At 53.6% G+C, this 22530-nt stretch carries 17 protein-coding genes, 1 other RNA gene and 1 pseudogene; 2 read left to right on the plus strand and 17 right to left on the minus strand.

The window, feature by feature from the left end; all coding sequences use genetic code 11:
• The first annotated feature begins 24 nt into the window (after nt 1-24).
• A complete protein-coding gene (locus BLR08_RS16615) occupies nt 25-1026 on the plus strand; it encodes an acyltransferase family protein (RefSeq protein WP_072332663.1) in 1002 nt (333 codons plus the stop codon).
• A 1175-nt stretch (nt 1027-2201) separates the two neighbouring features.
• Nucleotides 2202-2573, plus strand: a pseudogene (locus tag BLR08_RS32120) (recombinase family protein); the annotation flags it as partial.
• Between the two features lie 13 nt (nt 2574-2586).
• Here the strand turns inward: BLR08_RS32120 and BLR08_RS31750 are convergent.
• The 17 genes from BLR08_RS31750 to gap form a co-directional block, all read right to left on the minus strand.
• Nucleotides 2587-3033 carry a hypothetical protein gene (locus tag BLR08_RS31750; RefSeq protein WP_256257688.1) on the minus strand — a complete coding sequence of 149 codons (447 nt, stop codon included), beginning with the start codon at nt 3031-3033 and terminating at the stop codon, nt 2587-2589.
• 33 nt (nt 3034-3066) lie between these two features.
• Nucleotides 3067-3430: a transfer-messenger RNA gene (gene ssrA, locus BLR08_RS16630) on the minus strand.
• A 256-nt stretch (nt 3431-3686) separates the two neighbouring features.
• A complete protein-coding gene (gene smpB, locus BLR08_RS16635) occupies nt 3687-4166 on the minus strand; it encodes an SsrA-binding protein SmpB (RefSeq protein ID WP_072332655.1) in 480 nt (159 codons plus the stop codon).
• 87 nt (nt 4167-4253) lie between these two features.
• Nucleotides 4254-6911 carry a ribonuclease R gene (gene rnr / locus BLR08_RS16640; protein WP_072332652.1) on the minus strand — a complete coding sequence of 886 codons (2658 nt, stop codon included), beginning with the start codon at nt 6909-6911 and terminating at the stop codon, nt 4254-4256.
• 271 nt (nt 6912-7182) lie between these two features.
• A complete protein-coding gene (gene secG / locus BLR08_RS16645) occupies nt 7183-7422 on the minus strand; it encodes a preprotein translocase subunit SecG (protein ID WP_072332649.1) in 240 nt (79 codons plus the stop codon).
• Nucleotides 7423-7580: 158 nt separating this feature from the next.
• Nucleotides 7581-8516: a metallophosphoesterase family protein gene (locus BLR08_RS16650; RefSeq protein ID WP_072332646.1), complete on the minus strand. Its 936-nt coding sequence runs from the start codon at nt 8514-8516 to the stop codon at nt 7581-7583.
• A 20-nt stretch (nt 8517-8536) separates the two neighbouring features.
• Nucleotides 8537-9427, minus strand: a complete 891-nt coding sequence (locus tag BLR08_RS16655) for a carbohydrate ABC transporter permease (protein WP_256257687.1) — start codon at nt 9425-9427, stop codon at nt 8537-8539.
• A 16-nt stretch (nt 9428-9443) separates the two neighbouring features.
• Complete coding sequence (locus BLR08_RS16660) at nt 9444-10298, minus strand: ABC transporter permease (protein WP_072332953.1); 855 nt, start codon at nt 10296-10298, stop codon at nt 9444-9446.
• Between the two features lie 22 nt (nt 10299-10320).
• Complete coding sequence (locus BLR08_RS16665; RefSeq protein WP_083537296.1) at nt 10321-11991, minus strand: extracellular solute-binding protein; 1671 nt, start codon at nt 11989-11991, stop codon at nt 10321-10323.
• A 143-nt stretch (nt 11992-12134) separates the two neighbouring features.
• Complete coding sequence (locus BLR08_RS16670; RefSeq protein WP_072332640.1) at nt 12135-13214, minus strand: response regulator transcription factor; 1080 nt, start codon at nt 13212-13214, stop codon at nt 12135-12137.
• Nucleotides 13192-14901, minus strand: a complete 1710-nt coding sequence (locus tag BLR08_RS16675; RefSeq protein ID WP_176835544.1) for a sensor histidine kinase — start codon at nt 14899-14901, stop codon at nt 13192-13194. Before BLR08_RS16675 ends, BLR08_RS16670 begins: the two co-directional genes overlap by 23 nt.
• Nucleotides 14902-15274: 373 nt before the next feature.
• A complete protein-coding gene (locus BLR08_RS16680) occupies nt 15275-16003 on the minus strand; it encodes a M50 family metallopeptidase (protein ID WP_072332634.1) in 729 nt (242 codons plus the stop codon).
• A gap of 285 nt (nt 16004-16288) precedes the next feature.
• Complete coding sequence (eno, locus tag BLR08_RS16685) at nt 16289-17581, minus strand: phosphopyruvate hydratase (protein ID WP_072332631.1); 1293 nt, start codon at nt 17579-17581, stop codon at nt 16289-16291.
• Nucleotides 17582-17664: 83 nt separating this feature from the next.
• On the minus strand, nt 17665-19212 hold the full coding sequence (gpmI, locus tag BLR08_RS16690) for a 2,3-bisphosphoglycerate-independent phosphoglycerate mutase (RefSeq protein ID WP_072332627.1): 1548 nt from the start codon (nt 19210-19212) through the stop codon (nt 17665-17667).
• Between the two features lies 1 nt (nt 19213).
• Nucleotides 19214-19966 (minus strand): triose-phosphate isomerase, encoded by a 753-nt coding sequence (gene tpiA / locus BLR08_RS16695; RefSeq protein ID WP_072332624.1) that lies wholly within the window; start codon nt 19964-19966, stop codon nt 19214-19216.
• Between the two features lie 103 nt (nt 19967-20069).
• Nucleotides 20070-21251, minus strand: a complete 1182-nt coding sequence (pgk, locus tag BLR08_RS16700) for a phosphoglycerate kinase (protein WP_072332621.1) — start codon at nt 21249-21251, stop codon at nt 20070-20072.
• A 256-nt stretch (nt 21252-21507) separates the two neighbouring features.
• Complete coding sequence (gene gap, locus BLR08_RS16705) at nt 21508-22515, minus strand: type I glyceraldehyde-3-phosphate dehydrogenase (protein ID WP_072332618.1); 1008 nt, start codon at nt 22513-22515, stop codon at nt 21508-21510.
• Between the last annotated feature and the right edge of the window lie 15 nt (nt 22516-22530).

The raw sequence follows: 22530 nt of genomic DNA on the forward strand, positions 1-22530 counted from the left end.
TAAAAAGGGGAAATATTGAAAAGTATGCAACATGAACGAATTCATTGGGTAGACACATTAAAAGGTATTGGTATTATTTTAGTCATCCTCGGGCACACTCCTGCTTTGAATATCAAAGGTTATATTTTTTCTTTTCACATGCCTTTGTTTTTCTTCATCTCAGGTTATTTATTTCAAACGAATAAGTATCCAACGTTTATTAATTTCTTAAATAAAAAAGGAAAATCATTGTTAATTCCTTATCTTGCGTTCTCTGTAATATCTATATTAGCTAATTCAGTCCTCTCACAGGCACACATTGATATTAAACCATCTCTAAAAGCTTTTTTTATTTCAACTCGGAATCAAATACCTTTTAATGAAGCACTATGGTTTCTTACATGTATTTTTATTGTAGAGGTAATGTTCTATCTTATTTCTAGAGTATGTAAATACGATTGGCTCAAACTTGTTTTTGCAATAGTAATATACTTGGTTGGATTTAAACTTTTTAACAATAAAGAACCACAACTTCCTTGGAATATTGATTCTGCTATGACTTATTTACTTTATTTCGCTCTGGGTTATGTATTTAAAAAATGGAATATTACCAATCTTCAATTTTTCAAATATGCCTCCTGGTTTTGCTTGATGATAACATTTGTTCAAATCGTTAGACCGGATGTGTTTTATATAATCATAAATAAACTTCATATAAGTCAAAACATTAATATTATTTTCACAACCATGATAAGTATAACTGCGTTTATTACAATTGCTAAATCAATGTCAGGTTCGCGACATTTAAAATACCTAGGACAAAACTCACTTTCATTTTTCGCTCTACACTTGGCCGTAGGGTTTCCAATAATTCTAAATATTTTTGCCATACTTAATGTAAATGTTGGAGCAAACGCAACCAATATAATGGGATTGATCTTTGTTGCTCTCACTATACTATTACTTATACCAGTAGTTAAAGTTTTGAATACTTATTTCCCAATCGTACTAGGAAATGTTGAATGGAAGAAGAAGTTTAAAAGTTAATCACAAAATCAAGCATAAAGAAAAGCCCACTTCTAAAATAGTGGGCTTTTCTTTATGCTTCTGTGCCGAAATTCTATATAGTGCCAATAGAAATCCATGTGAACCCTATATTTGCATCAGCGTTAACAGTTGCCGAACCACTTGTTAATGATTTTTTGCGTACTGTAAATCCTGTGCTTGTAACATCGTATACTTCCAAGGTTTGAAGTTTTGTAGGATCATTTTGATTGACAGAGGCAACTACATTCGGTGTCGTCCCCGTCTTATATGACTGAGTAAATGTTATTGTCACAACCGCTGTAGCTGTCCATTCGGTACCCGTTTGAATCGTAGCTAATGATAACGTTAGGAACACTGGCATAAGATCCTCCCTTATGCTTTATTCCCTCCTGATAAAAAACAGTGGTTTTCAATGGGTTATAAATTGTTCCTGATAGTTCGTCTAACTCAAAACCTGGGAAGGTAGAAAAAAAAATTTCATTCCCACTATTCACCGTTGATTCTTCGTAGATGCTTTGTGACTTTGCTTCGTCAGCGTGGCAGTTATTGATAAAGTAATTCCCACCTTTAATGTAGATGGAATGGTCCGTATCCAAGTTAAAAACAAAATAGCAATCATTTACATAGTTCTTGCCATCCTCAAAAACTAAGCTTGATTTACCTTGGTTAGCTTCAAACCAACACGAATTTAAGATCGTCGCTATACTATTGGGTGTGCTGCCCTCACTACCGATATTCGGACCGACATATACACCACCAGTTGTCGCATCATTGAGCGTGCCATTTCCTTCAATATCGCAATCGTTACAGGTTAGTACTCTGCCGTTGTCAAACCATATCCCCCACTTTGTATTTCCAGCCATGATACACTTTTCTAGGATATTCAAGTTTGGGTATCCACCGCCTGCATTACTGACAAACTTATCAAATTTTAAACCGATTTCAGCGAATTCAAAAATACAGTTAACAAAACGATTTGATATTCCACCAAGAGACTCGAAACCAATTGACCCATTCCGAAATAGACAAGAGTCTATTGTTGACCTGACCATATCATAGGACCTAAACACTGCCGGAGTATTCCCTGTGACACCTTCAAACGCTATATTCTCGATGGTTAAGTCTGCGGTAAAATTGATAGATGACGGATCACCTAAAATAAACAAGGGTTCCCCATCGGCAAATTTACGAAGAACAGCTTCGGTGAATGGGCCTCCAACCGAAAGTACAAGGGCGACTATACATGGGACGTATCCAGCTCGAAGGACGACGAGGGGCGACGGAACACCAACAATAAAAAGCCACAGACGGAGCAAATCCATATTCCCGGTGTCATACCGGCGATCATAGAGCCTCAGCTGTGGGAACGTGTGAATGCCAAGATGGGCGAACGGAAGCATAAAGCAGGAAGGATGAAGGCCAAGGTGAACTACTTACTGACGGGCAAGGTTGTATGCGGCCAGTGCGGGGCGTTGTATGCCGGCAATTCTTATCGTAATCCCAAGAGCGCGGACAACAATCTGCTGAGCTACTACAAGTGCCAGGGCAAATGCGGGAACACTAGCGTCCGCAAGGATGATCTTGAAGTCCTTGTTTCGGAGAAATTGTCCGAGCTTCTCGGAGGATGGCACGGCGCGGATCGCGGTCAGAGTGCAGGAGCTCTATGCCCAGGAGCGCCAACAGTATACTAGCGACATCGAGCCGATCAAGCAGGAAATTGCGGAGCTTGAGGGGAAAATCAAGAATTGGATGGCCGCGCTGGGCAGTGGCGTGAAGAGTGTCATCGACTATATCAAGGAAGCCGAACAGCGCAAGGAAGCGCTGGAGTTTAAGCTGAGCCGCGCCGAAGCGATCCAGAAGACGAACGTGCTGGACGAGCAGCTGATTTCCACCATCATAAATGACAAGAAGCACCTGCTCCTGTCCGGGGAAGAAGAGGACAGAAGGCAAGTGCTTCAAGAATACGTTGACCGTGTAGTGATCCAGCCATCCACCGATATCAACCATTACGATGTTGAGATCACCTACAGGGTTTTTCAGCAATGGAGACGAGGGGAGTCGAACCCCTGTCCGAAGATAACGCCACACAGGCATCTACGGGTGTAGTCACAGTTTTGATGTCACCTAAGAGGACGCCCCGTAACCGGCTTCTTCCTAGGTCAGCCTGATTGTCTTCTTCAGCTCACCCCAGGCGGAGATGAGACAGCGTATCCCACTAAGGTTGAGCCCCTATCCCGGCACATGGGCGATGCAGGGTAGAAGCCGCATCACAGGTTATTAAGCTGCGAAAGCGAGTTGTTGTTGTTGTTTGCCAGTTAATTGGCGTTAGCGTTGATGAAGCGGACGCTCCCCACTACCCGCAACCCATGCTCGAACTATCCCCGTCGAATCCAAGAACGTCCCCGCATAGGTGGACCCCGTCGGGGGTCCTAAACTTGCTTAAAAGGTTATGATGAAAAACTTATCAGCCGATCCAAAACCTGTAGATCCGTGATCCTGACTGACTTGCTGTCTGACTTGGCATTTGATGTTGCTGACTTGCGCCTAGGCTGACTTCCTTTGGCGCTTCTTTAGTATAACATAAGTCCGCTAGAATTGCAGGCCGACTTGTTGGAAGCGGCGGAAATATTCGGTGGACCTGTACCCTGAGTTCTATATGACTAGCGCGCTACCTTCTGGCGCTCGCGCAGCGCCCGCTGAATATCCCGCTGAGCATCGCGCTTGGCGTCGCTCTCCCGCTTGTCATACTGCTTCTTGCCTCGGCCGAGGCCAATCAGCAGCTTGGCATAGCCGTTGCGGATATATACCTTGAGCGGTACGAGCGTATAGCCTTCCCGCTTAACATGACCGATCAGCTTGCTGATCTCGGTCTTCTTCAAGAGAAGCTTGCGCGCCCTTGTCGGATCGCTGGGATTGTGGCGGTTGCCCTGCTCGAAGGGACTGATATGCATGTTATGAATGAAGGCTTCGCCGTTGCGGATCGTGGCGAAAGCATCGCCGATATTCGATCTTCCCAGCCGCAGAGACTTGATCTCCGTACCGGTCAGCACCAGGCCGCATTCATAAGTATCCTCGATAAAGTAATCATGTGACGCTTTCTTATTCTGCGCCAGCAGCTTACCGTCGCTCTTCTTGCTCATCGGCACCGTGACCCCTTTCCTCCAGCGGTTCCCACAAAATAGGGATGGAGTTCATTGTACCAAACTCCATCCCCAGAAATCAAGCGCCTAACGCTTGACGGTCTTCTTGCGCTTCTTCTTGGCGAAGCCGATGCCCGCCGGCGATCCGCCGCCCGCTTCAGCCCCACCGGCGCTGCCGCCGGTGGAGCGCCCGCGCTTGCCACCAGCGCCGCGGCCGACGGCCTCTAGCGCGCGGGCCTTCGCCGCTCCGGCGCCCTTGCCGCGGCCACCGCCGCTGCGCTTGCCTGCGCCTGCGCCGGCCCCGGCGCCGAAGCCGCCCGGGCTCGCTGCGGCCGCGCCGTCGCCGTCGCGGCTGCCGCCGAAGCCCGGCGCCGCCTCGCCCCGGCGGGCGTTGCGCTCGCCGCCCGCTTCGCCGGCGCCTGCTGCCTGCCGCTCCCGGCGGCCCGGCCTAGCCGCGCTGCCGCTCCGCCCGGCAGCCTTGCCGCTGCGGCCTCCGGCTGCGCTGCGTCCGGCGGCGAAGCCGCCGCGGGCGCCGCCGCCCTTGCGTTTGTCCTTGCGGACCGCGTTCAGCGCGTCGACCAGGCTGATCTTTTGCTGCCTCGGCTTCATATCGACCATCGCGAAATCCACGGTCTTCTCGTCCATGTTGACGCGCGACACGCGAACCTTGACCTCGTCGCCGAGCCGGTAAATCTTCGAGGTCCGCTCGCCGATGAGCGCATGCTGCGCTTCGTGATAATGATAATAGTCATCGGACATATCCGAGAGCCGGATCAGTCCTTCGACCGTGTTGTCCAGCTCGATGAAGATTCCGAAGCTCGTCACGCTGCTGATAATGCCGTCAAATTCCTCGCCGACTTTATCCAGCATGAATTCGGCTTTTTTCAGCGCCTCGGTCTCCCGCTCGGCATCGACGGCGACACGCTCGCGCTCGGACGACTGGCGGGCGATATCCTCCATACGCGAAGCCAAATATTCATGGCGCTGGTCGGTCAGCGCCCCTCCGCTCTCCAGCACCTCGCGGATGACCCGGTGGATGATTAAGTCGGGATACCGCCGGATCGGGGAGGTGAAGTGCGAATAATATTCAGCGGCCAGGCCGTAATGGCCCATACTGTTTGCATCATAACGCGCTTGCTTCATGGAACGGAGCATGACGGTGCTGATAACCGTTTCTTCCTTGGTTCCTTTAATCTCCTCCAGCAGCGTTTGCAGGGCACGGGGATGCACCGTATTGCCTTTGCCACGCACCACATAGCCGAAGTTCGTAATAAATTCCATAAAGTGCTGCAGCTTCTCGCCGTCCGGGTCCTCGTGAATCCGGTACAGGAAAGGCACCTTCAGCCAGTAGAAATGCTCCGCCACCGTTTCGTTGGCCGCCAGCATGAACTCTTCGATAATCATCTCCGCAATGGTCCGGTCCCGCTTGATGATATCCGTCGGCTTGCCTTCCTCGTCGACAAGAATCTTGGATTCCTGGAAGTCAAAGTCGATCGCGCCGCGCTTCATTCGTCGGCCACGAAGCTTGGTCGCCAGCTCCTCCATCAGACGGAAGTCGTCCATCAGGTAGCCGTATTTCTCCACCAGCTCGGGATCGGGCGTTTCCTCCGTTAGCAGCAGGCGGACATTTTTGTAGGTCATCCGCTCGCTCGTGCGAATTACACTGGTAAAAATATCATGACGCACTACGTTCGCATTGGCATCGAATTCCATCTCGCAGGACATCGTCAGCCGGTCCACCTGCGGGTTCAACGAACAGATCCCGTTAGACAACCGATGCGGCAGCATTGGAATGACTCTGTCGACCAAATAAACGCTCGTCCCCCGGTTATAAGCTTCCTGATCGAGCGCCGAGCCCTCGCGTACATAATAGCTCACATCGGCGATATGCACGCCCAGCACATAGTTGCCGTTCTCCAGCCGCTCGACGTTGACCGCGTCGTCCAGGTCCTTGGCGTCCTCGCCATCGATCGTGACAATCCGCTTGCCGCGCAGATCGCGCCGCCCTTGGCTGCGGATTTCTTCCTCGGTGATCGATTCCGGCGCAGCGGTCGCTTCCTCCATCACATCGTCCGGGAACGACTCCGGCAGCCCATGCTTGCGGATAATGGAGAGAATATCGACACCGGGATCGTTGCGATGCCCCAGTATTTCGATAACCTCGCCTTGAGCAGCGGCACGTCCCTCGGGATAAGTTACAATATTTACGACGACCTTATGCCCGTCCATCGCCCCGTTGAACGCTTCCTTCGGGATAAAAATATCCCGTACAACCCGCTTATCGTCAGGCACGACGAACGCATATTCTTCATGGGCCTGAAACAACCCGACAATTCTCGTATTGCTGCGGCTGACGACGCGCACGACCTCGCCTTCCATGCGGCCGCCCGACGCGCTCTTCGAATTTACCCGCACGAGAACGATATCCCCGTTCATCGCGGTGCCCATATCATTGGCATGAATATAAATGTCCGGCAGCTCCCGGTCCTCGGGAATCAGGAACCCGAAGCCTTTGGCATGGGCCTGAAGCTTGCCGCGAAGCAGATTCATCCGCTCGGGAACGCCATAACGATCATTGCGCGTGCGGAGAATAAGACCTTCATTCTCGAGATCGTTCAGCAGCTTGATGAAGGACTTGAATGCCACTGCATCCTCCAGCGCAAATTGCTGCTCCAGCTCTTGATAAGTCATCGGCTTATAGGCGGTTTCTTTCATAAAATCCAGCAGCGCTTCTTTGGTTACCATCGTGAGTCACCCCTTGTCTGTCTATCTTATGCGGGCGCTGTTCATCTCCGCCTGTTTCGTTGTCCCGTATAGGTCAAGCTTGCCCAAAAAAGCGGCATTCTCTTCATAATACCCGCTCAACCCGGGTAGAAAACTTTTTTCAAGCTTGTTCATCATTAATCTATGTAAACAGGCATCTTCTGATTCTCGAGACCGAAGCCGGTCGCCTGCGCGATAGCGATAGCTACAAAAAAACAGCAGGAGCATGAACCCCTGCTGTCGTTTGGTATGTTTAGACAGATCTGACGAAATAAGCAACCACAATCGTCAGTATAAAGAAAATGACGGCGAGTACCATCGTCAAACGCTGGAGGAACAGCTCCATCCCGCGCGCCTTCTGCTTGCCGAACAAGTGCTCCGCACCCCCGGAGATGGCACCGGATAATCCAGCGCTCTTGCCCGGTTGCAGCAATACCGCCAGTATTAATCCAATAGACGCAATCACCAAAACAATCTTCAGTGCAATTTCCATCTTCACACCTCCTACGAGCAGCGTTCCGCTAACTTGTCCGTAAATAGACAGCATGCATAGTATAACACAAAAAAATCCTTATGACAATTCCGGTTCCAGGGACAAAACAATCAGCCTCCATCCCGGCAGAGGGGACCGAGGCTAATCGCCCCACTTCGTCAGAACAACAGCCGTCTGCTCGATATTTTGGCTGAGAGTATGTGACCGGCATTCGAATTACTGTGCCCGCACTCGAGCGGCGGGGGACCGACGTAAGCGGTCTCCCTTCCTTCGATCGTAAGCACGCCGGGCTCCAGGGTAACGAGGGCGTACAAGCCTTCCCGGTACGGAGCGGTGCGGGCCAAGAGGGGATGCGATTCCGTAATCTCCTCCGAATAGCGGACGCGTTCGTAGTCCTTGCCCATATAGAAGTAAGACATGCTATTAATATGGATGAAATAAATATCATCGATCACCTTCACGCCGTCCAGATGGCTGTGGCCATTCATACAAGCGACCACCTTGCGGAATCCTGCCTCTGCATTCGCTTCTCTTAGCACCGCGAGCAGCTCGTCGCTGTTCTGGATACCGATGTTGAAGCCGAGATGGACGGATTCCAGATTTTGATGGCTGAAGATGATCGTAGATTTGCCCGTTGCTGCCAGATCGCCCTTCAGCCAATCCAGCTGCTCAGGCGTCACGTTGCCGATATGCTTCGGATGCTTGTGATAATTTCCATGCGCATAGTCGGCATACCCGTCCTCCAAGTTCAGGTAGTTCGTATCGAGCACGACAAAGTGGTAATCGCCGCTGTCGAACGAATAATAATTGCGCGGCATTCCTAGATAATCCATCATCTCCTGCTTGCCGCATCGATCCATGTCATGATTGCCCAGCACATGATACGCAGGACCCGCAAACCGTTCCCAGATGCTGACGAAATGCTTGTTTTCCGGTTTCGGATAGCAGAAATCGCCGAGCTGCACGATAAAGTCCGCCCGCTCCCGGTTCATATGGTCGACGAACTCTGCCAGCCGCTCCTCCGCCTTGTACATAAAGTCCTGATGAACATCCGCCATCAAGCCGAACCTGATCTTTGCTCCGTTGCCGCTCATTGCCTCTTCTCCCCTACATCCTATTCTTTGACCGAACCAAGCACGATCCCATGCACGAAATATCTTTGCAGCAGCGGGTAAATCAGCAAAATCGGCACCATGCTGATCATGATTTTCGCCGCATTCAGCCCCTGATCCGACGTCTGCATCAGCAGCTTCAGCGTTTCCGCATCCAGATCTTCATATTGGGCCGGCTGCCGCAGCAGCGTATTGATATACGTTTGCAGCGGCAGATTGGCCGAATCGTGGATCAGAATAAGCCCGTCGAAAAATGCGTTCCAATGCCCGACGATACTGAACAGCGTCACGGTAGCGATAGCGGGCAAGGCGAGCGGGATGTACAGCCGGATCATCGTATACCAGGGACCGGCCCCGTCCATCATCGCCGCTTCGTCCAGCTCCTTCGGCAGCGACTTGAAGAAATTCATCAGCAGAATAACGTTGAATACCGGTACCGCCCCCGGCAGCACTAGCGCCCAGATCGTATCGATCAAGCCGACCGATTTGACCGTCAAATACCACGGAATCAGCCCTCCATGAAACAGCATGGAGACAACGACAATCCACATATAGACGTTCCGCGACCGGAACCTTTTGCTGTCGCGCGACAATGGGAACGCCATCAATACCGTTAATATAAATTGAATCGCCCCGCCCAGCAATACCCTTTTGACCGAAACGCCGAACGAGGTGAAAAACTGCTCATCTCCCATAAGCGTCGCATAGTTGGCCATGTTGAACTGAACCGGCCATACGGTCACCCGCCCCGCCGACACGGCCGCTTTATCACTGAAGGAAATCGCGACCGAATGCAGGATCGGAAACAGAGAGACAAAAGCGATAACGATCAGCATGGCCGCTATGGCAGCATCGGTGATCTTAGAGCCGAAGCTCTTCCCGTAAACCGGCAACGCAATCACAACCTCTCTAAAATATGCGATAGTTCGCAAACCGCGACGCCAGCTGGTAGGAGAGCACAATCAGGATGAAGCTGACGACCGATTTCATTAACCCTACCGCACTTGCGATGCCGTATTGCGAATGAACGAGCCCGACCCGGTACACGTAGGTGTCGATGACATCGCCCGATGCGTACACAAGCGGGTTGTACAGGTTCAGAATTTGCTCGAAGCCGGCGCTCAGCACATTATCCAGCGACAACGTCGCCATCAGGATAACTGTCGTCATGATGCCCGGAAGCGTCACATACAGAAGCTTCTGCCATCTTGTGGCTCCGTCGATTTCCGCCGCTTCGTACAAGGATGGATTGATGGCGGTCAGCGCCGCCAAATAAATAATCGCCTTGAATCCGAACTCCTTCCATACGTCGCTGCTCACCAGAACGAACGGAAACCAGCTGTTGCTGCCGAGAAACAGAACCGGATCGATGCCGAAGAGGCCCAGAAGCTGGTTCACGATACCGCGCAAGGACAGCATATCGACTAAGATGATCGACAGAATCACCCAGGACATAAAATGCGGCAGATAGACGATCGTCTGGACCCATTTCTTAAAATACCGGTTGCGGACCTCGTTCAGCAGCAGCGCAAACAGCAGCGGGACGGCCAGATGAGCGACGATTTTCCACGAGGAGATGAAGAGCGTATTGAACAGCACAAGCCTGCTGTCCGATATTTGAAACATATACAGGATATTGTCGAGCCCGATCCATGGCGATCCCCATATTCCCTTGGAGGGCAAATATTTTTTGAAGGCGATCACCGCTCCGAACATCGGGTACAGGTGGAACACCGCCAGAAATACCATACCCGGCAGCAGCATAAGATGATAATGCCAGCGGATTTTACTTAAGACGTTCAACTTCCTTCACCACTTCCTTCGTGACATCTTCCCCGCCCTGCTTCTTCCATTCCGCTACGAACGTATCGAAATAATCAAGCGGCTTGTCGCCAACGATAATACGGATGAAGGACTCGTTCTCCAGCTTGGTCAAATTCGCCCATTTCAGCTCCATCGACTTCGTAATCCCGTAATATTGGCTGTACTCCTCCACGACCTCCGGCCGAAGCACCAGCTTGCCGCCATGGAATTGATACAGCACATAAGCCCAGTCCTGAGGCGATGCCTTCAAGGTATCCATGCCCTTCAAATAATTGTCGTATATGCCTACATCCGATTCGAGCAGCTTCTCCCGCGTGATCTTGCCCGACGCCGCGTCTTGAAACCGCTGGAAGCGGTCGTAGACGGTATTTTTCGTCCGGAAGGTCTGCTGAATGGGGCGTACCGTCCAATTCGTGCCGGGACTATCCACATAAGGCTTCGGCGCTCCCGGTATGTTGTTATCCATTTCCGTGACCATATTGATCGCCTTGACGATCGCTTCGGGATGCTTGGCGCCTTTCTTGACAGCCATGATCTTGCCCATCGGGTTAGGCTGTCTGGCATGCAGCTTGCCGTCAGAGGACACAAGCAGGTAAGCGCCCCAATCCGCCTTCGGATTGTTCTTGACGGAGTCCGCGAGCGCCTTCATCGGAGCCCACGTATAGCCCATCGAGATGCCGGCTTTGCCAGCGCTTATATCCTTGGCGAATTGGTCCGGCTTCACTGTGCCGAATTCCTTGTCGAGCAGCCCTTCCGCATACCACTGCTGCAGCTTGCCTAAGGCCGTTTTCGTCTCCGGCAGAATCGAGCCGTATACGACTTGGCCTCCCGCATCCTTCCTCCACGTCTTCGGGTAGGATTGGTACGAGGTGAAGATCAGGTCCAGCGTATTGTAGCCGATCGTCGACGTCACGAATGTCGATGTGCTCTGAATGCCGAACGTATCCTTCTTGCCGTTCTGGTCCGGGTCCTGCTCGATAAACGCCCGGGCGACCTTCTCCAGATCATCCAGCCGGATGACCTCGGGCAAGTCGATTCCGACGTTCTTCAGCCAATCCTTGCGTATCCATACGACTCCGTCGTTGTCATGCGCAGGCACCGTGGAAGGAATGCCGACCAGCTTGCCGTCATAGGTGACCTTCTTCTTCATCTCCGGACCGAAGCCGTCTATCACCTGCTTAAGCAGCGGGGACGCATAGCTGTCGTACGCCTTGGTCATATCCTCCAGCATGTCGGATTCCGCCAATATCTTGAATTGCCCTTCGGTGACAAACATAAAATCCGGTATATCGTTGCTGGAGATGAGCAGATTCAGCTTCTCTTCCAGTCCGGACTGCGGCACCTCGAACGCATGCTGAAACTTGATGTTCAGCTTTTCCTCGAACATCTTGGTGAACCTGTTCTCCTGCAGCGTATCGCTTGAGCCCTGCGGCCACTTCACCTCGCCCGGATTGTAATAGCTGATATTCAGTGTAACGGGCTCCTTGTACTTCCCGAACGGACCCGGCTCCTCATGAGCCGTTTGCTTCTGCTCCGGACTCGAAGCTTCCGGGCTGTCGCTGCCGCTGCAGGCGGTTGTGAAAGCGAGCAGCGCCGCCATAAGCGCCATAGACCCTGTTTTCCATGTGTGCATGGATCGTCCCCCCTAATCAATTGTCCTACAGTTGTTATCGTAGAGCATCGCACGGGAACGCCGTGAGGCAGAACGGACCCCGATCATGTGGAAAATGGTATAAATTGCTCCAGGACCAATCTCTTCACCTTGGACGGCATTGTTCATACTTGGCTGCTGCGGTACTCCGAAGGAAGCAGACCGGTCTCCTCGCGAAACTGTCTGCTGAAGTACCGGTGGTCCAAAAATCCGCATTCCTCCGCAATATCCGCGATCGGCTTGGACGTTTGCAGCAGCAATGTCTTGGCGCGGGCGATGCGCAGCTCCTTCATATAGTCGTGAAAGGTCCTGCCTAGCAAATTCTTGAAGCACTTGCTGAAATAGCCGCGGCTCATGTTCATCTTCCGGGCGATGTCATGCTGGGTCAATTTCAAGTCCATATTCGCTTTGATGTATTGGGCGGCTTCCATAATCAGCAGAGCGGCTTCCTGCGGGTAGGACGAGATATGCAAATACTGGCGCAGATAATTCCGGAAGTCGGCCATATAAGCTTCCCAAGCGGCCCAGTTGTGAGCCGTCTCGGCTTTTTGCAGCCATACAGGCGCGAAATCAGCCCCCAGCATCCGGTTCCACTCCACGAATAAATAATGCATCACCTTCTGCAGCTTGGGCATAGGCGGATTCAAGCCCCTCATCGTCCGGCATAACGATTCGAAGTGAGCATCCTTCACAGCCCAATGGAGCGGCAGCCATTCCTCGATGTGCGCCTGCAGCTTCTTTTCGTCCTCCTCCGACCAGACGACCGCCTCTCTCGACGCCTCGCTTTGTTCTTGCTGCCCCCATACCTTGGACTTAGACGCTCGCCACTCGTGCAATCGCTCCGAAATGCGGCCGAGCGACTCGCGCATCCGCTCATCCTCCAGCTCCGTCTTCACAATATAGTCGATGGCGCCAAGGCGAAGCGCTTCCTGAATATATTTGAAGTCCTCGTGACAGGTAAGCACTACCATGCAGACCTGGGGGAAATCATCTCTGACGCGGCGCATCAGATCGAACCCGTTCATAACCGGCATCGACAGGTCCGTAATGAGCAGGTCTGCGCCCTGACGCTGGAGCAGCTCGATCGCCTTCTCCCCATTGCTCGCCTCGCCCGCAATCCGAATTCCGAAATCCTCCCATGGCATCGTGGATATAAGCCCTTTTCGAACGAAATATTCATCATCAACGATCAATGCTCGATTCATCGCCGCCTCCTTGCTTGTCATCGACCGGTATCCGGAAATACATCGTCGTCCCTTCTTCCCGGGAACTGGACGCCTGCAGTTGGGACGCTTGTCCGAAATGAGCCAGCAGCATCGCATTCACGTAACTGAGCCCGATGCCCATCCCGACTTGATCCCGCTCCGGCACTTTATGCTGCATCAGCCTCTGAAGCTCCTCCTGGCTCATGCCTCTTCCGTTATCCTTCACTTGAACGAGCAGGTACCGCTCCTGATCGATCGTGATCGTCAGCTCGATGGCGCTGTCCTCTTCCGTCAGTCCGTGATAGAGCGCATTCTCAATCAACGGCTGAAGCAGGAAACGGGGCACCGGAACATCAAGCGATCTCGGATCGGCCTGGATATCCACCGTAAATTCGTAGTTATAGCGGATCTGCTGCAGCGCTACGTAATCGTTCAACGCGTCGATCTCCTGCCTTAGCTTCACGCGGCCGCCGTCCTTGCCCAGATTGTAGCGCAGCAGACGAATAAAGACCGTGACGAGGCTGACGATTTCCTCCTCGCCCTTCGTTTTCGCAAGCCACTGCACCGTATTCAGCGTGTTGTAGAGAAAATGAGGATTGATCTGCGCGACCAGCTTCTCCACCTCCAAGTGGCGCTTGTCCTCCTCCTGCCGCTTCAGCTCCGTAAGCAGCGACCAGATATTCGACCTCATGTCCTGAAACTGCGTCAGCAGCACGTCGAATTCGGCGATCTGAGTTAACCGGATATCACGCTGCATCTGGTTCTCGTCTTCATAACGGCTGTCGCCGAGATAACGAATTTCCTTGTTCAATTTGCGCAGCGGAAAATAAAACATGTTCCAGATCCACCACCCTACCGCCGCGCTCACCAGCAGCGACAATGCAGCGATGGCCGCCCAGGCGATCGTCCAGCTCTGGACCTCCTGCCGGAAATCGGTCTTATGGATAATCGAGTAAACGTACCAGCCCTGCTCCTGACTGTACTCCTGAAAATAATAATGGTCCCCCGCTATCTGATAAGCTTTGTTATCCCGATCGACCGGCAAGCGGGAGCCTGGAGGAAACGCTTCATCCTGGCTGAAGACGACGAAGCCGCTGCTGTCCGTCAGCACCTGCACCGTCTTGATGCCGAACTGACGGTCGTTCATCAGCTGATCGTAAACGTCTGTGCTCGTCTCCACATACAGGCTTCGGCCCGTCCCTTTAATCAGATTGACCGACCGGGACATTGAGAATACGAAACCGCTTCCATAACCGAACGTGGCATGCGGCGCATACAACGTTACTCCCTTGTAAGTGGTCAGCACCGGCAAACGCTCCGGCGTGCTGTCTGGCCGAATTGGCTGATTTTCATAGAAGACGTCATGGGAGCCGGGCGTGTAAATATATACGACGTTCGTATCCGGGTTCGTAAAGCTGAGCAGCTGAAGACGGGCGAACACCTGCTGCCCCAAAATATATTTCTCGACGGGTTCGTCTGACTCCAGCAGCAGCTGCGTATCGCGTGCGGCATATTGCTGAGAGACATAGTTCAAATTGTTATAGGTTTTCTCCAAGGTGGTTCTGACTTGATAAAGCGTGCTTTCGATGCCTTTGACGGTTTTGTTGTCCAGAATCAAATAAATCATGTAGTACGAAACAGCGCCGATCAGCAGGATCGGCACAACAGTCGTGATCAGGAGCCCCACGATTAAATGCTTTCTTAACGAACGAGGCTTACGGAAACGGTTGCGATAACGGAGGAAAGGAATACTCATCAATGACGGCACTTCCTCTCGGGGCTTATGGATGCAAGGATAATCGCCTGACGGCGTCTTTTTATTCGCCGTGCGTTTGTCTGGAAGTCGAGCCGCTTCACTGTTTATACTTTCTGAGACTTGCACAAAAGCCGCTTCGTCGCCATACGGCTGGGAAGCGGCTTTCCTTGACTTGCCTGTTTATTCATTTCGGTTGGCCGTATAGATGATTATACTAGACTGCCGGGGTAAGCCGTGAGGCAAAAATGCTCTTGCGGATGTAGAAAAATGTTCGCAGGCTCGGAAAGTCTAAAGCCTCATCAACCTACAAGCCCGAACCCGGACGGTCAAACTGCGGCTCCATCCGCTCCCGGCGGCGTTCCCCGCTCGATCTCCGTCCGCGAAAGAAGTGCTGCAACGCCCGTACCGCGCACCATAGCGAGAACAACGTGAACAGCAGCGCCCAGCCTACGGCGGGAACCGGCGTCACCAGCGCCAGATTGGTCGCGTCGCCGGCTTTGGACGGGTCGTTCCAGGCGTACAGCAGGAGCGAAAGCGGTCCGAAGACCGACTCCTCCAGCGTCAGAAACGCCAGCAGCAGGTAATACAGATCCCGCAGCCAACGGGGCGCAAGCGCCAGCATCAGCACGGTCAGCACGACAAATCCGAGCAGCCAAAGGATACCCGCCTGATTGCGGACAAACAGCACGAGCGAAAGCACCGCAACTACCGTGATCAGCTGCAAGCCCAGACGCTCCTTGCCGTAAGCGCGCAATTGAAACAGCAGCAGCGCGAATAGGGAAGCGATCATATAACCGGCCAGCGAGATGGGGATCAAGCTCCACCGGCTCGATACTTGTGAGTAGGTCACTCCGCTGTGGTTGGCGTACAGCTCGATATACATCACCTTGCCCGACAGCAGCAGCGTCACGAGCGCGTGACCGAATTCATGGATCATCGTATCGAGGCTGCGGAAATAATCGCTGAAGGGAACCAGATGCGTAAGAAAAGCCGATACGATCAGAAACAGCACGGTCTTTATCAGGTTACCCATATGATTCCCTCCGGGGGTTGTCAGATGAAACGCTTGGGCAAAGCTATCGTTCCCGCCTCATTCGCTGCGAGGTTGCATGTTCGCCTCCGGCCGCTGTTAAAATCGGATGACCGGGTTGGAATAGGCAATGGATGTCATCCGATTTTAAAGGCGGCCCGTAAACTCTGCGGCTGAACACCAACCTCTTCGCTTTCGCGGAAACACAAGCCTAGGCCTACCCGTTTCACCTGACGGTATATTTTGTATAAAACCGCCCGCTGGATAAAATACCAGCGGGCAAGGTCATTACTTGAAGTTTTTGAGGTTGTAGAATGCCGATTTGCCGGCATATTGAGCAACTTCACCCAATTGGTCCTCGATGCGGAGCAATTGGTTGTACTTCGCTACGCGGTCCGTACGGGACGGAGCGCCGGTTTTGATCTGGCCGGCATTCGTAGCGGCCGCGATGTCGGCGATCGTGCTGTCTTCGCTCTCACCGGAACGGTGGGAGATAACAGCCGTGTAGCCGGCGCGCTTAGCCATTTCGATCGCGTCGAACGTTTCGGTCAAGGAACCGATTTGGTTGACTTTGATCAAGATGGAGTTGGCGATATCCTGCTCGATGCCTTGGGACAGACGCTCGGTGTTCGTTACGAACAAGTCGTCGCCGACGAGCTGAACCTTGGAGCCGAGCTTTTCGGTCAGCAGCTTCCAGCCGTCCCAATCGTCTTCGGAGCAGCCGTCTTCGATCGTGAGGATCGGATATTTGTCAACCCAAGCGGCCAAGAAGTCTACCCACTCTGCGGAAGTGAAGGATTTGCCTTCGCCTTCGAGGTGGTATTTGCCGTCTTTGAAGAATTCCGTGGACGCTACGTCCATCCCGAGGAATACGTCAACGCCCGGCTTGTAGCCCGCACGCTCGATAGCGGTGATGATCGTTTGGATCGCTTCTTCGTTGGAGCCCAGGTTCGGAGCGAAGCCGCCTTCGTCGCCTACTGCGGTGTTCAGTCCTTTTTCCTTCAGTACGGACTTCAGGCTGTGGAAAATTTCAGTGCCGGTACGCAGAGCTTCCTTGAACGTAGGAGCGCCTACCGGAAGAACCATGAACTCTTGCACGTCTACGTTGTTGTCCGCATGCGCGCCGCCGTTGATGATGTTCATCATCGGAACCGGAAGCGTCTTGGCGTTGAATCCGCCCAGGTATACGTACAGCGGAATATCCAGAGCATCTGCCGCAGCGCGGGCAACCGCCATCGATACCGCGAGGATCGCGTTAGCGCCGAGCTTGCCTTTGTTAGGCGTGCCGTCGAGCTGAATCATACGCTGGTCGATGCCGACTTGATCCAGCGCGTTCATGCCGATGACTTCCGGAGCGATGATATCGTTCACGTTTTCTACGGCTTTCAGAACGCCTTTGCCCAGGTAGCGGGACTTGTCGCCGTCGCGAAGCTCAACAGCCTCGTAAGCGCCGGTCGATGCGCCGGATGGCACGATCGCGCGGCCGCGAGCGCCGGATTCCAGATGAACGTCTACTTCTACCGTCGGGTTACCGCGGGAGTCAAGCACTTCACGAGCGTACACGTTAGAGATGATCGTCATGATTCGAAAACACTCCTTATTCATGGTTTAATCCGATTTGCTTCAAGCTAATCAGTCCCCGGCCGGAATTAGCCGGACAAGCTTTAAATACGGGGCGAGAACAAAGACGTTCCCGTCATTTCCTCCGGCTTGGCAACGCCAAGGATAGCGAGCGCCGTCGGGGCAATATCTGCCAAAATGCCATCGTTTCTTAGTGTAACACGAGTGTCGGTCATAATGAAAGGCACCGGATTCGTGGTATGAGCCGTGTTCCGCGAGCCGTCCGGATTGGTGACAACGTCCGCGTTGCCGTGATCCGCCGTGATCAGGGCAACCCCGCCTTTGGCAAGAATCGCGTCGACCACTTGACCGAGGCAAGCATCCGTCGCTTCGATCGCTTCGATCGTCGGCTGCAGCAGGCCCGAGTGTCCGACCATGTCGGGATTGGCGAAGTTCAGGATGATCACGTCCTGGCGTTCCGCCTCGATCTCCGCCACCGCCGCAGCGGCAACCTCATAAGCGCTCATCTCCGGCTTCAGGTCATAGGTCGCTACAGCCGGAGACTTGATCAGGATGCGCGTCTCGCCCGGAAGCTCGACATCGCGGCCGCCGCTGAAGAAGAAGGTGACGTGCGGATACTTCTCCGTCTCGGCGATGCGCAGCTGCTTCAGGTTGTTCTGGACGAGCACCTCGCCGAGCGTGTTATCGAGATTTTTCGGCTTATAGGCGACATAACCGCCCACCGTCTCGCTAAACAGCGTCAGACATACATAATACAGATCGGTCGGCGCCTTGTCCCCGCGGTCGAAGCCGCGGAAGTCGCTGTTCGTGAACACCTGGGACAGCTGAATCGCCCGGTCGGGACGGAAGTTGAAGAAGACGACCGAATCGCCGGACTCGACGAGCCCTACCGGCGTGCCGTCCTTCTTCACGATCACCGTCGGCATCACGAATTCATCGAAGACGGAACGGGTGTACGATTCCAGCACGGCGTTCATCGGGTCCTCGAAGGTCGGTCCGTCGCCGTATACCATTGCCCGGTACGACTTCTCCGTGCGCTCCCAGCGCTTGTCGCGGTCCATCGCATAATACCGGCCCTGCACCGTTGCGATCCGTCCTACGCCCAGCTCGTCAATCTTGGCAATCAGCTGCTCCATGTACTTGGCTGCGCTGTCCGGGGCCACGTCCCGGCCGTCCAGGAACGCATGGATGTAAACGTCCTCGAACTGCTCCTTCTTGCATACCTCAAGCAAGGCGAACAGATGAGCGATATGGCTGTGAACGCCGCCGTCCGACAGCAGCCCGTACAGATGCAGCTTCTTGCCATTGTCCTTCGCATGCCGAATTGCGCCCAGAATCGTCTCGTTGTCATAAAACTCTCCGTCGCGGATCGACTTGGAGATGCGAGTCAGGTCCTGGTACACGATACGCCCTGCGCCGATGTTCAAGTGACCGACCTCCGAATTGCCCATCTGGCCTTCCGGAAGACCGACCGCTTCTCCGCACGCCGTCAGCGTCGTGTGTGGAAACTGGTTCCAATACCGGTCATAGTTCGGCTTCTTCGCTTGTGCGACGGCATTGCCCTGCACGTCGCCGCGCAGGCCGAATCCGTCCAGGATAATGATCGCTACCGGCTTCGGTCTAGTTGCCATCTTACTTAGCCCCTTCCACCAGCGCGATGTACGACGCAGGCTCCAGGCTGGCGCCGCCTACAAGCGCGCCGTCGATGTCCGCCTCGCCCATGTACTCGGCGATGTTGTTCGGCTTCACGCTGCCGCCGTACTGGATGCGCACCGCTGCCGCCGTATCGGCGCCGTACAGCCCTTCCACGAGGCCGCGGATATAGCCGATCACGTCCTGCGCGTCGGCAGCCGTCGACGACTTGCCCGTACCGATCGCCCAGATCGGCTCATATGCAATTACAACCTGTGCCGCTTGCTCGGCGCTAAGACCGGCGAAAGCCGCTTCGGTTTGCACCTTGCAGACGTCCTTCGTTTGACCCGCTTCGCGCTCTTCCAGCTTCTCGCCTACGCACAGGATCGGAGTCAAGCCATGCTTGAACGCCGCCAGCACCTTCTTGTTCACGATCTCATCGGTCTCCGCGAAGTAAGCGCGGCGTTCCGAGTGTCCGATAATGACATACTCTACGCCAAGATCCTTCAGCATCACGCCGCTGATCTCGCCGGTGAAGGCGCCATTGTCTTCGAAGTGCAGGTTTTGCGCGCCGATCTTCAGCGCCGTTCCTTTTACCGCTTCGACAAGCGCAGGCAAATTCGTATAAGGCGCACAGATAACGCTATCCACGCCGTCTACTTCAGCCTTGCCTTTTACCTCATTGATGAAAGCCGTCGCTTCGCTGACGGTTTTGAACATTTTCCAGTTGCCTGCAATAATAGGTTTGCGCATGGGTGGTATAGCCCCTCTCTTCCGCACTAGAAAGTCGGCCCCGCAACCGAACCTTGGGAGTCCGGCCGCAGTCCGCTTCGCTGAAAACGTCGATTACCTTCGCTTACTTGTCGTTCAAAGCTACAACGCCCGGAAGCGCCTTGCCTTCCATGAATTCAAGCGAGGCTCCGCCGCCGGTGGAGATATGATCCATCTTGTCCGCCAGCTGGAACTTCTCGGCCGCAGCGGCCGAATCCCCGCCGCCGATGACCGTGTATGCCGAAGTCTCGGCGCAAGCTTGCGCTACTGCGCGCGTACCGTGGGAGAACGGCTCGATTTCGAATACGCCCATCGGTCCGTTCCAGACGACCAGCTTGGACTCTGCGATGACCTTGGCATATTTTTCGCGCGTTTTCGGTCCGATGTCGATACCTTCCCAGTCCGCCGGAATCTCGTTGATCGGAACAATTTTCGTATTGGCCGTCGGGCTGAAGTCATCTGTTACAACGATATCCTCAGGCAACAGGAAGTTTACGCCTTTTTCCTTCGCCTTATTGATGAAGCTCATCGCGAGGTCGATCTTCTCGTTATCTACGAGGGATTTCCCGATCTCGTTGCCGAGCGCCTTCAGGAACGTATAAGACAAGCCTCCGCCGATGATGATGTTGTCAGCCAGATTCAGCAGGTTGTTGATCACATCGATCTTGTCCTTGACCTTCGCGCCGCCGACGATCGCCGTGAACGGGCGCTCCGGGTTGTTCAGCGCTTTGCCCAGCACTTCAAGCTCCTTCTCCATCAAGAGGCCGGAAACTGCCGGCAGGTGATGAGCGATGCCCTCTGTGGAAGCATGCGCACGGTGAGCCGCGCCGAATGCATCGTTGACATACAGGTCGGCCAGCTCGGCAAATGCTTTCGCCAGCTCGGCGTCGTTTTTCTCTTCGCCCGCATAGAAACGGACATTCTCCAGCAGCAGGACGTCGCCGTCGTTCAACGCCGCGACTTGCGCCTTCACTGCCTCGCCGATCGCTTCATCGGCTTTCACTACCGGCTTGCCCAGCAGCTCGGAGAGTCTTGCGGCGACTGGGGTCAGACGCAATTCTTCGGCTACTTGGCCCTTCGGACGGCCCAGATGGCTCGCCAGAATGACTTTCGCTCCGCGCTCGGTCAAATACTTGATCGTCGGCAGCGTCTCGCGAATCCGCGTATCATCCGTAATCCGTCCGTTCTCCAGAGGAACGTTGAAATCTACCCGTACAAATACCCGCTTGCCGCCTACCTCGACATCACGCACGCTTTTCTTGTTCATATCCGTGGCCTCCCGCATTGTTTCTTAAAAAGGTTTCTCCCGTTTCCACTCGGACTCGTAGCTTGTTTCTGTCCTGCATAACGCTGTACATAAAAATTGTGGTCATGATCTGCGTCATGCCCAAAAGCGCAGTCCCGGCAAAAGCCGGACATCCGGACGCGCCATCTGCTTAAAAGATGCCGTCTTACGGATGCCCGGTTGCCGGACGCACTTCTATGACTTGAGTTTCAGTTCATCACCACAATGAAGTTGCTGCTTACAGGCCTTTGGACGCGATGAAGCTCACGAGGTCAACAACACGGTTGGAGTAGCCCCACTCGTTGTCGTACCAGGATACAACCTTCACCATGTTATCGCCGGCAACCATCGTCGACAGAGCGTCGATCGTGGAAGAAGCCGGGTCGCCGTTGTAATCGCTCGATACGAGCGGCTCTTCGGAGTAGTTCAGGATGCCCTTCAGAGGACCCTCAGCCGCTTCTTTCAGAGCTGCGTTGACTTCGTCAACCGTAACGTTCTGGCTCAGTTCTACTACGAGGTCAGTAACGGATACGTTTGGCGTAGGCACGCGCAATGCGAAGCCGTTCAGCTTGCCTTTGAGCTCAGGCAATACGAGGGAAACAGCCTTGGCTGCGCCCGTCGTGGACGGAATGATGTTCTCGGCAGCTGCACGGGCACGGCGCAGGTCCTTGTGCGGCACATCGAGTACGGATTGGTCGTTCGTATAAGAGTGAACGGTCGTCATCAAACCTTTTACGATGCCGAACTTGTCATTCAGTACTTTCGCGAAAGGAGCCAAGCAGTTCGTTGTGCAGGAAGCGTTCGAGATAATCGTGTGTGCGGACGGATCGTATTTGTCTTCGTTGACGCCCAGCACGATCGTGATGTCTTCGTTCGTAGCAGGTGCGGAGATGATAACTTTCTTCGCTCCGCCTTTCAAGTGAAGCTCGGCTTTTTCCTTAGCTGTGAAAATACCGGTCGATTCAACGACGATTTCAGCGCCGCTTTCTCCCCAAGGGAGGTTTTCCGGGTTGCGCTCGGCGAATACTTTAACCGTCTTGCCGTTCACGATCAGCGCGCCCTCAGTCGATTCAACCTTGGCATCGAGCGTACCGTGAGTCGTGTCGTATTTCAACAGATGAGCCAGCGTTTTCACATCGGTCAGGTCGTTGATTGCCACCACTTCAACATTAGGGTTGTTGAGCGCTGCGCGGAATACGTTGCGGCCGATACGACCAAATCCATTGATACCAATTTTCGTTGCCATGATAGGTTCCTCCTA

The sequence above is a fragment of the Paenibacillus sp. cl123 genome, from assembly GCF_900101595.1.
Lineage (GTDB): Bacteria > Bacillota > Bacilli > Paenibacillales > NBRC-103111 > Paenibacillus_G.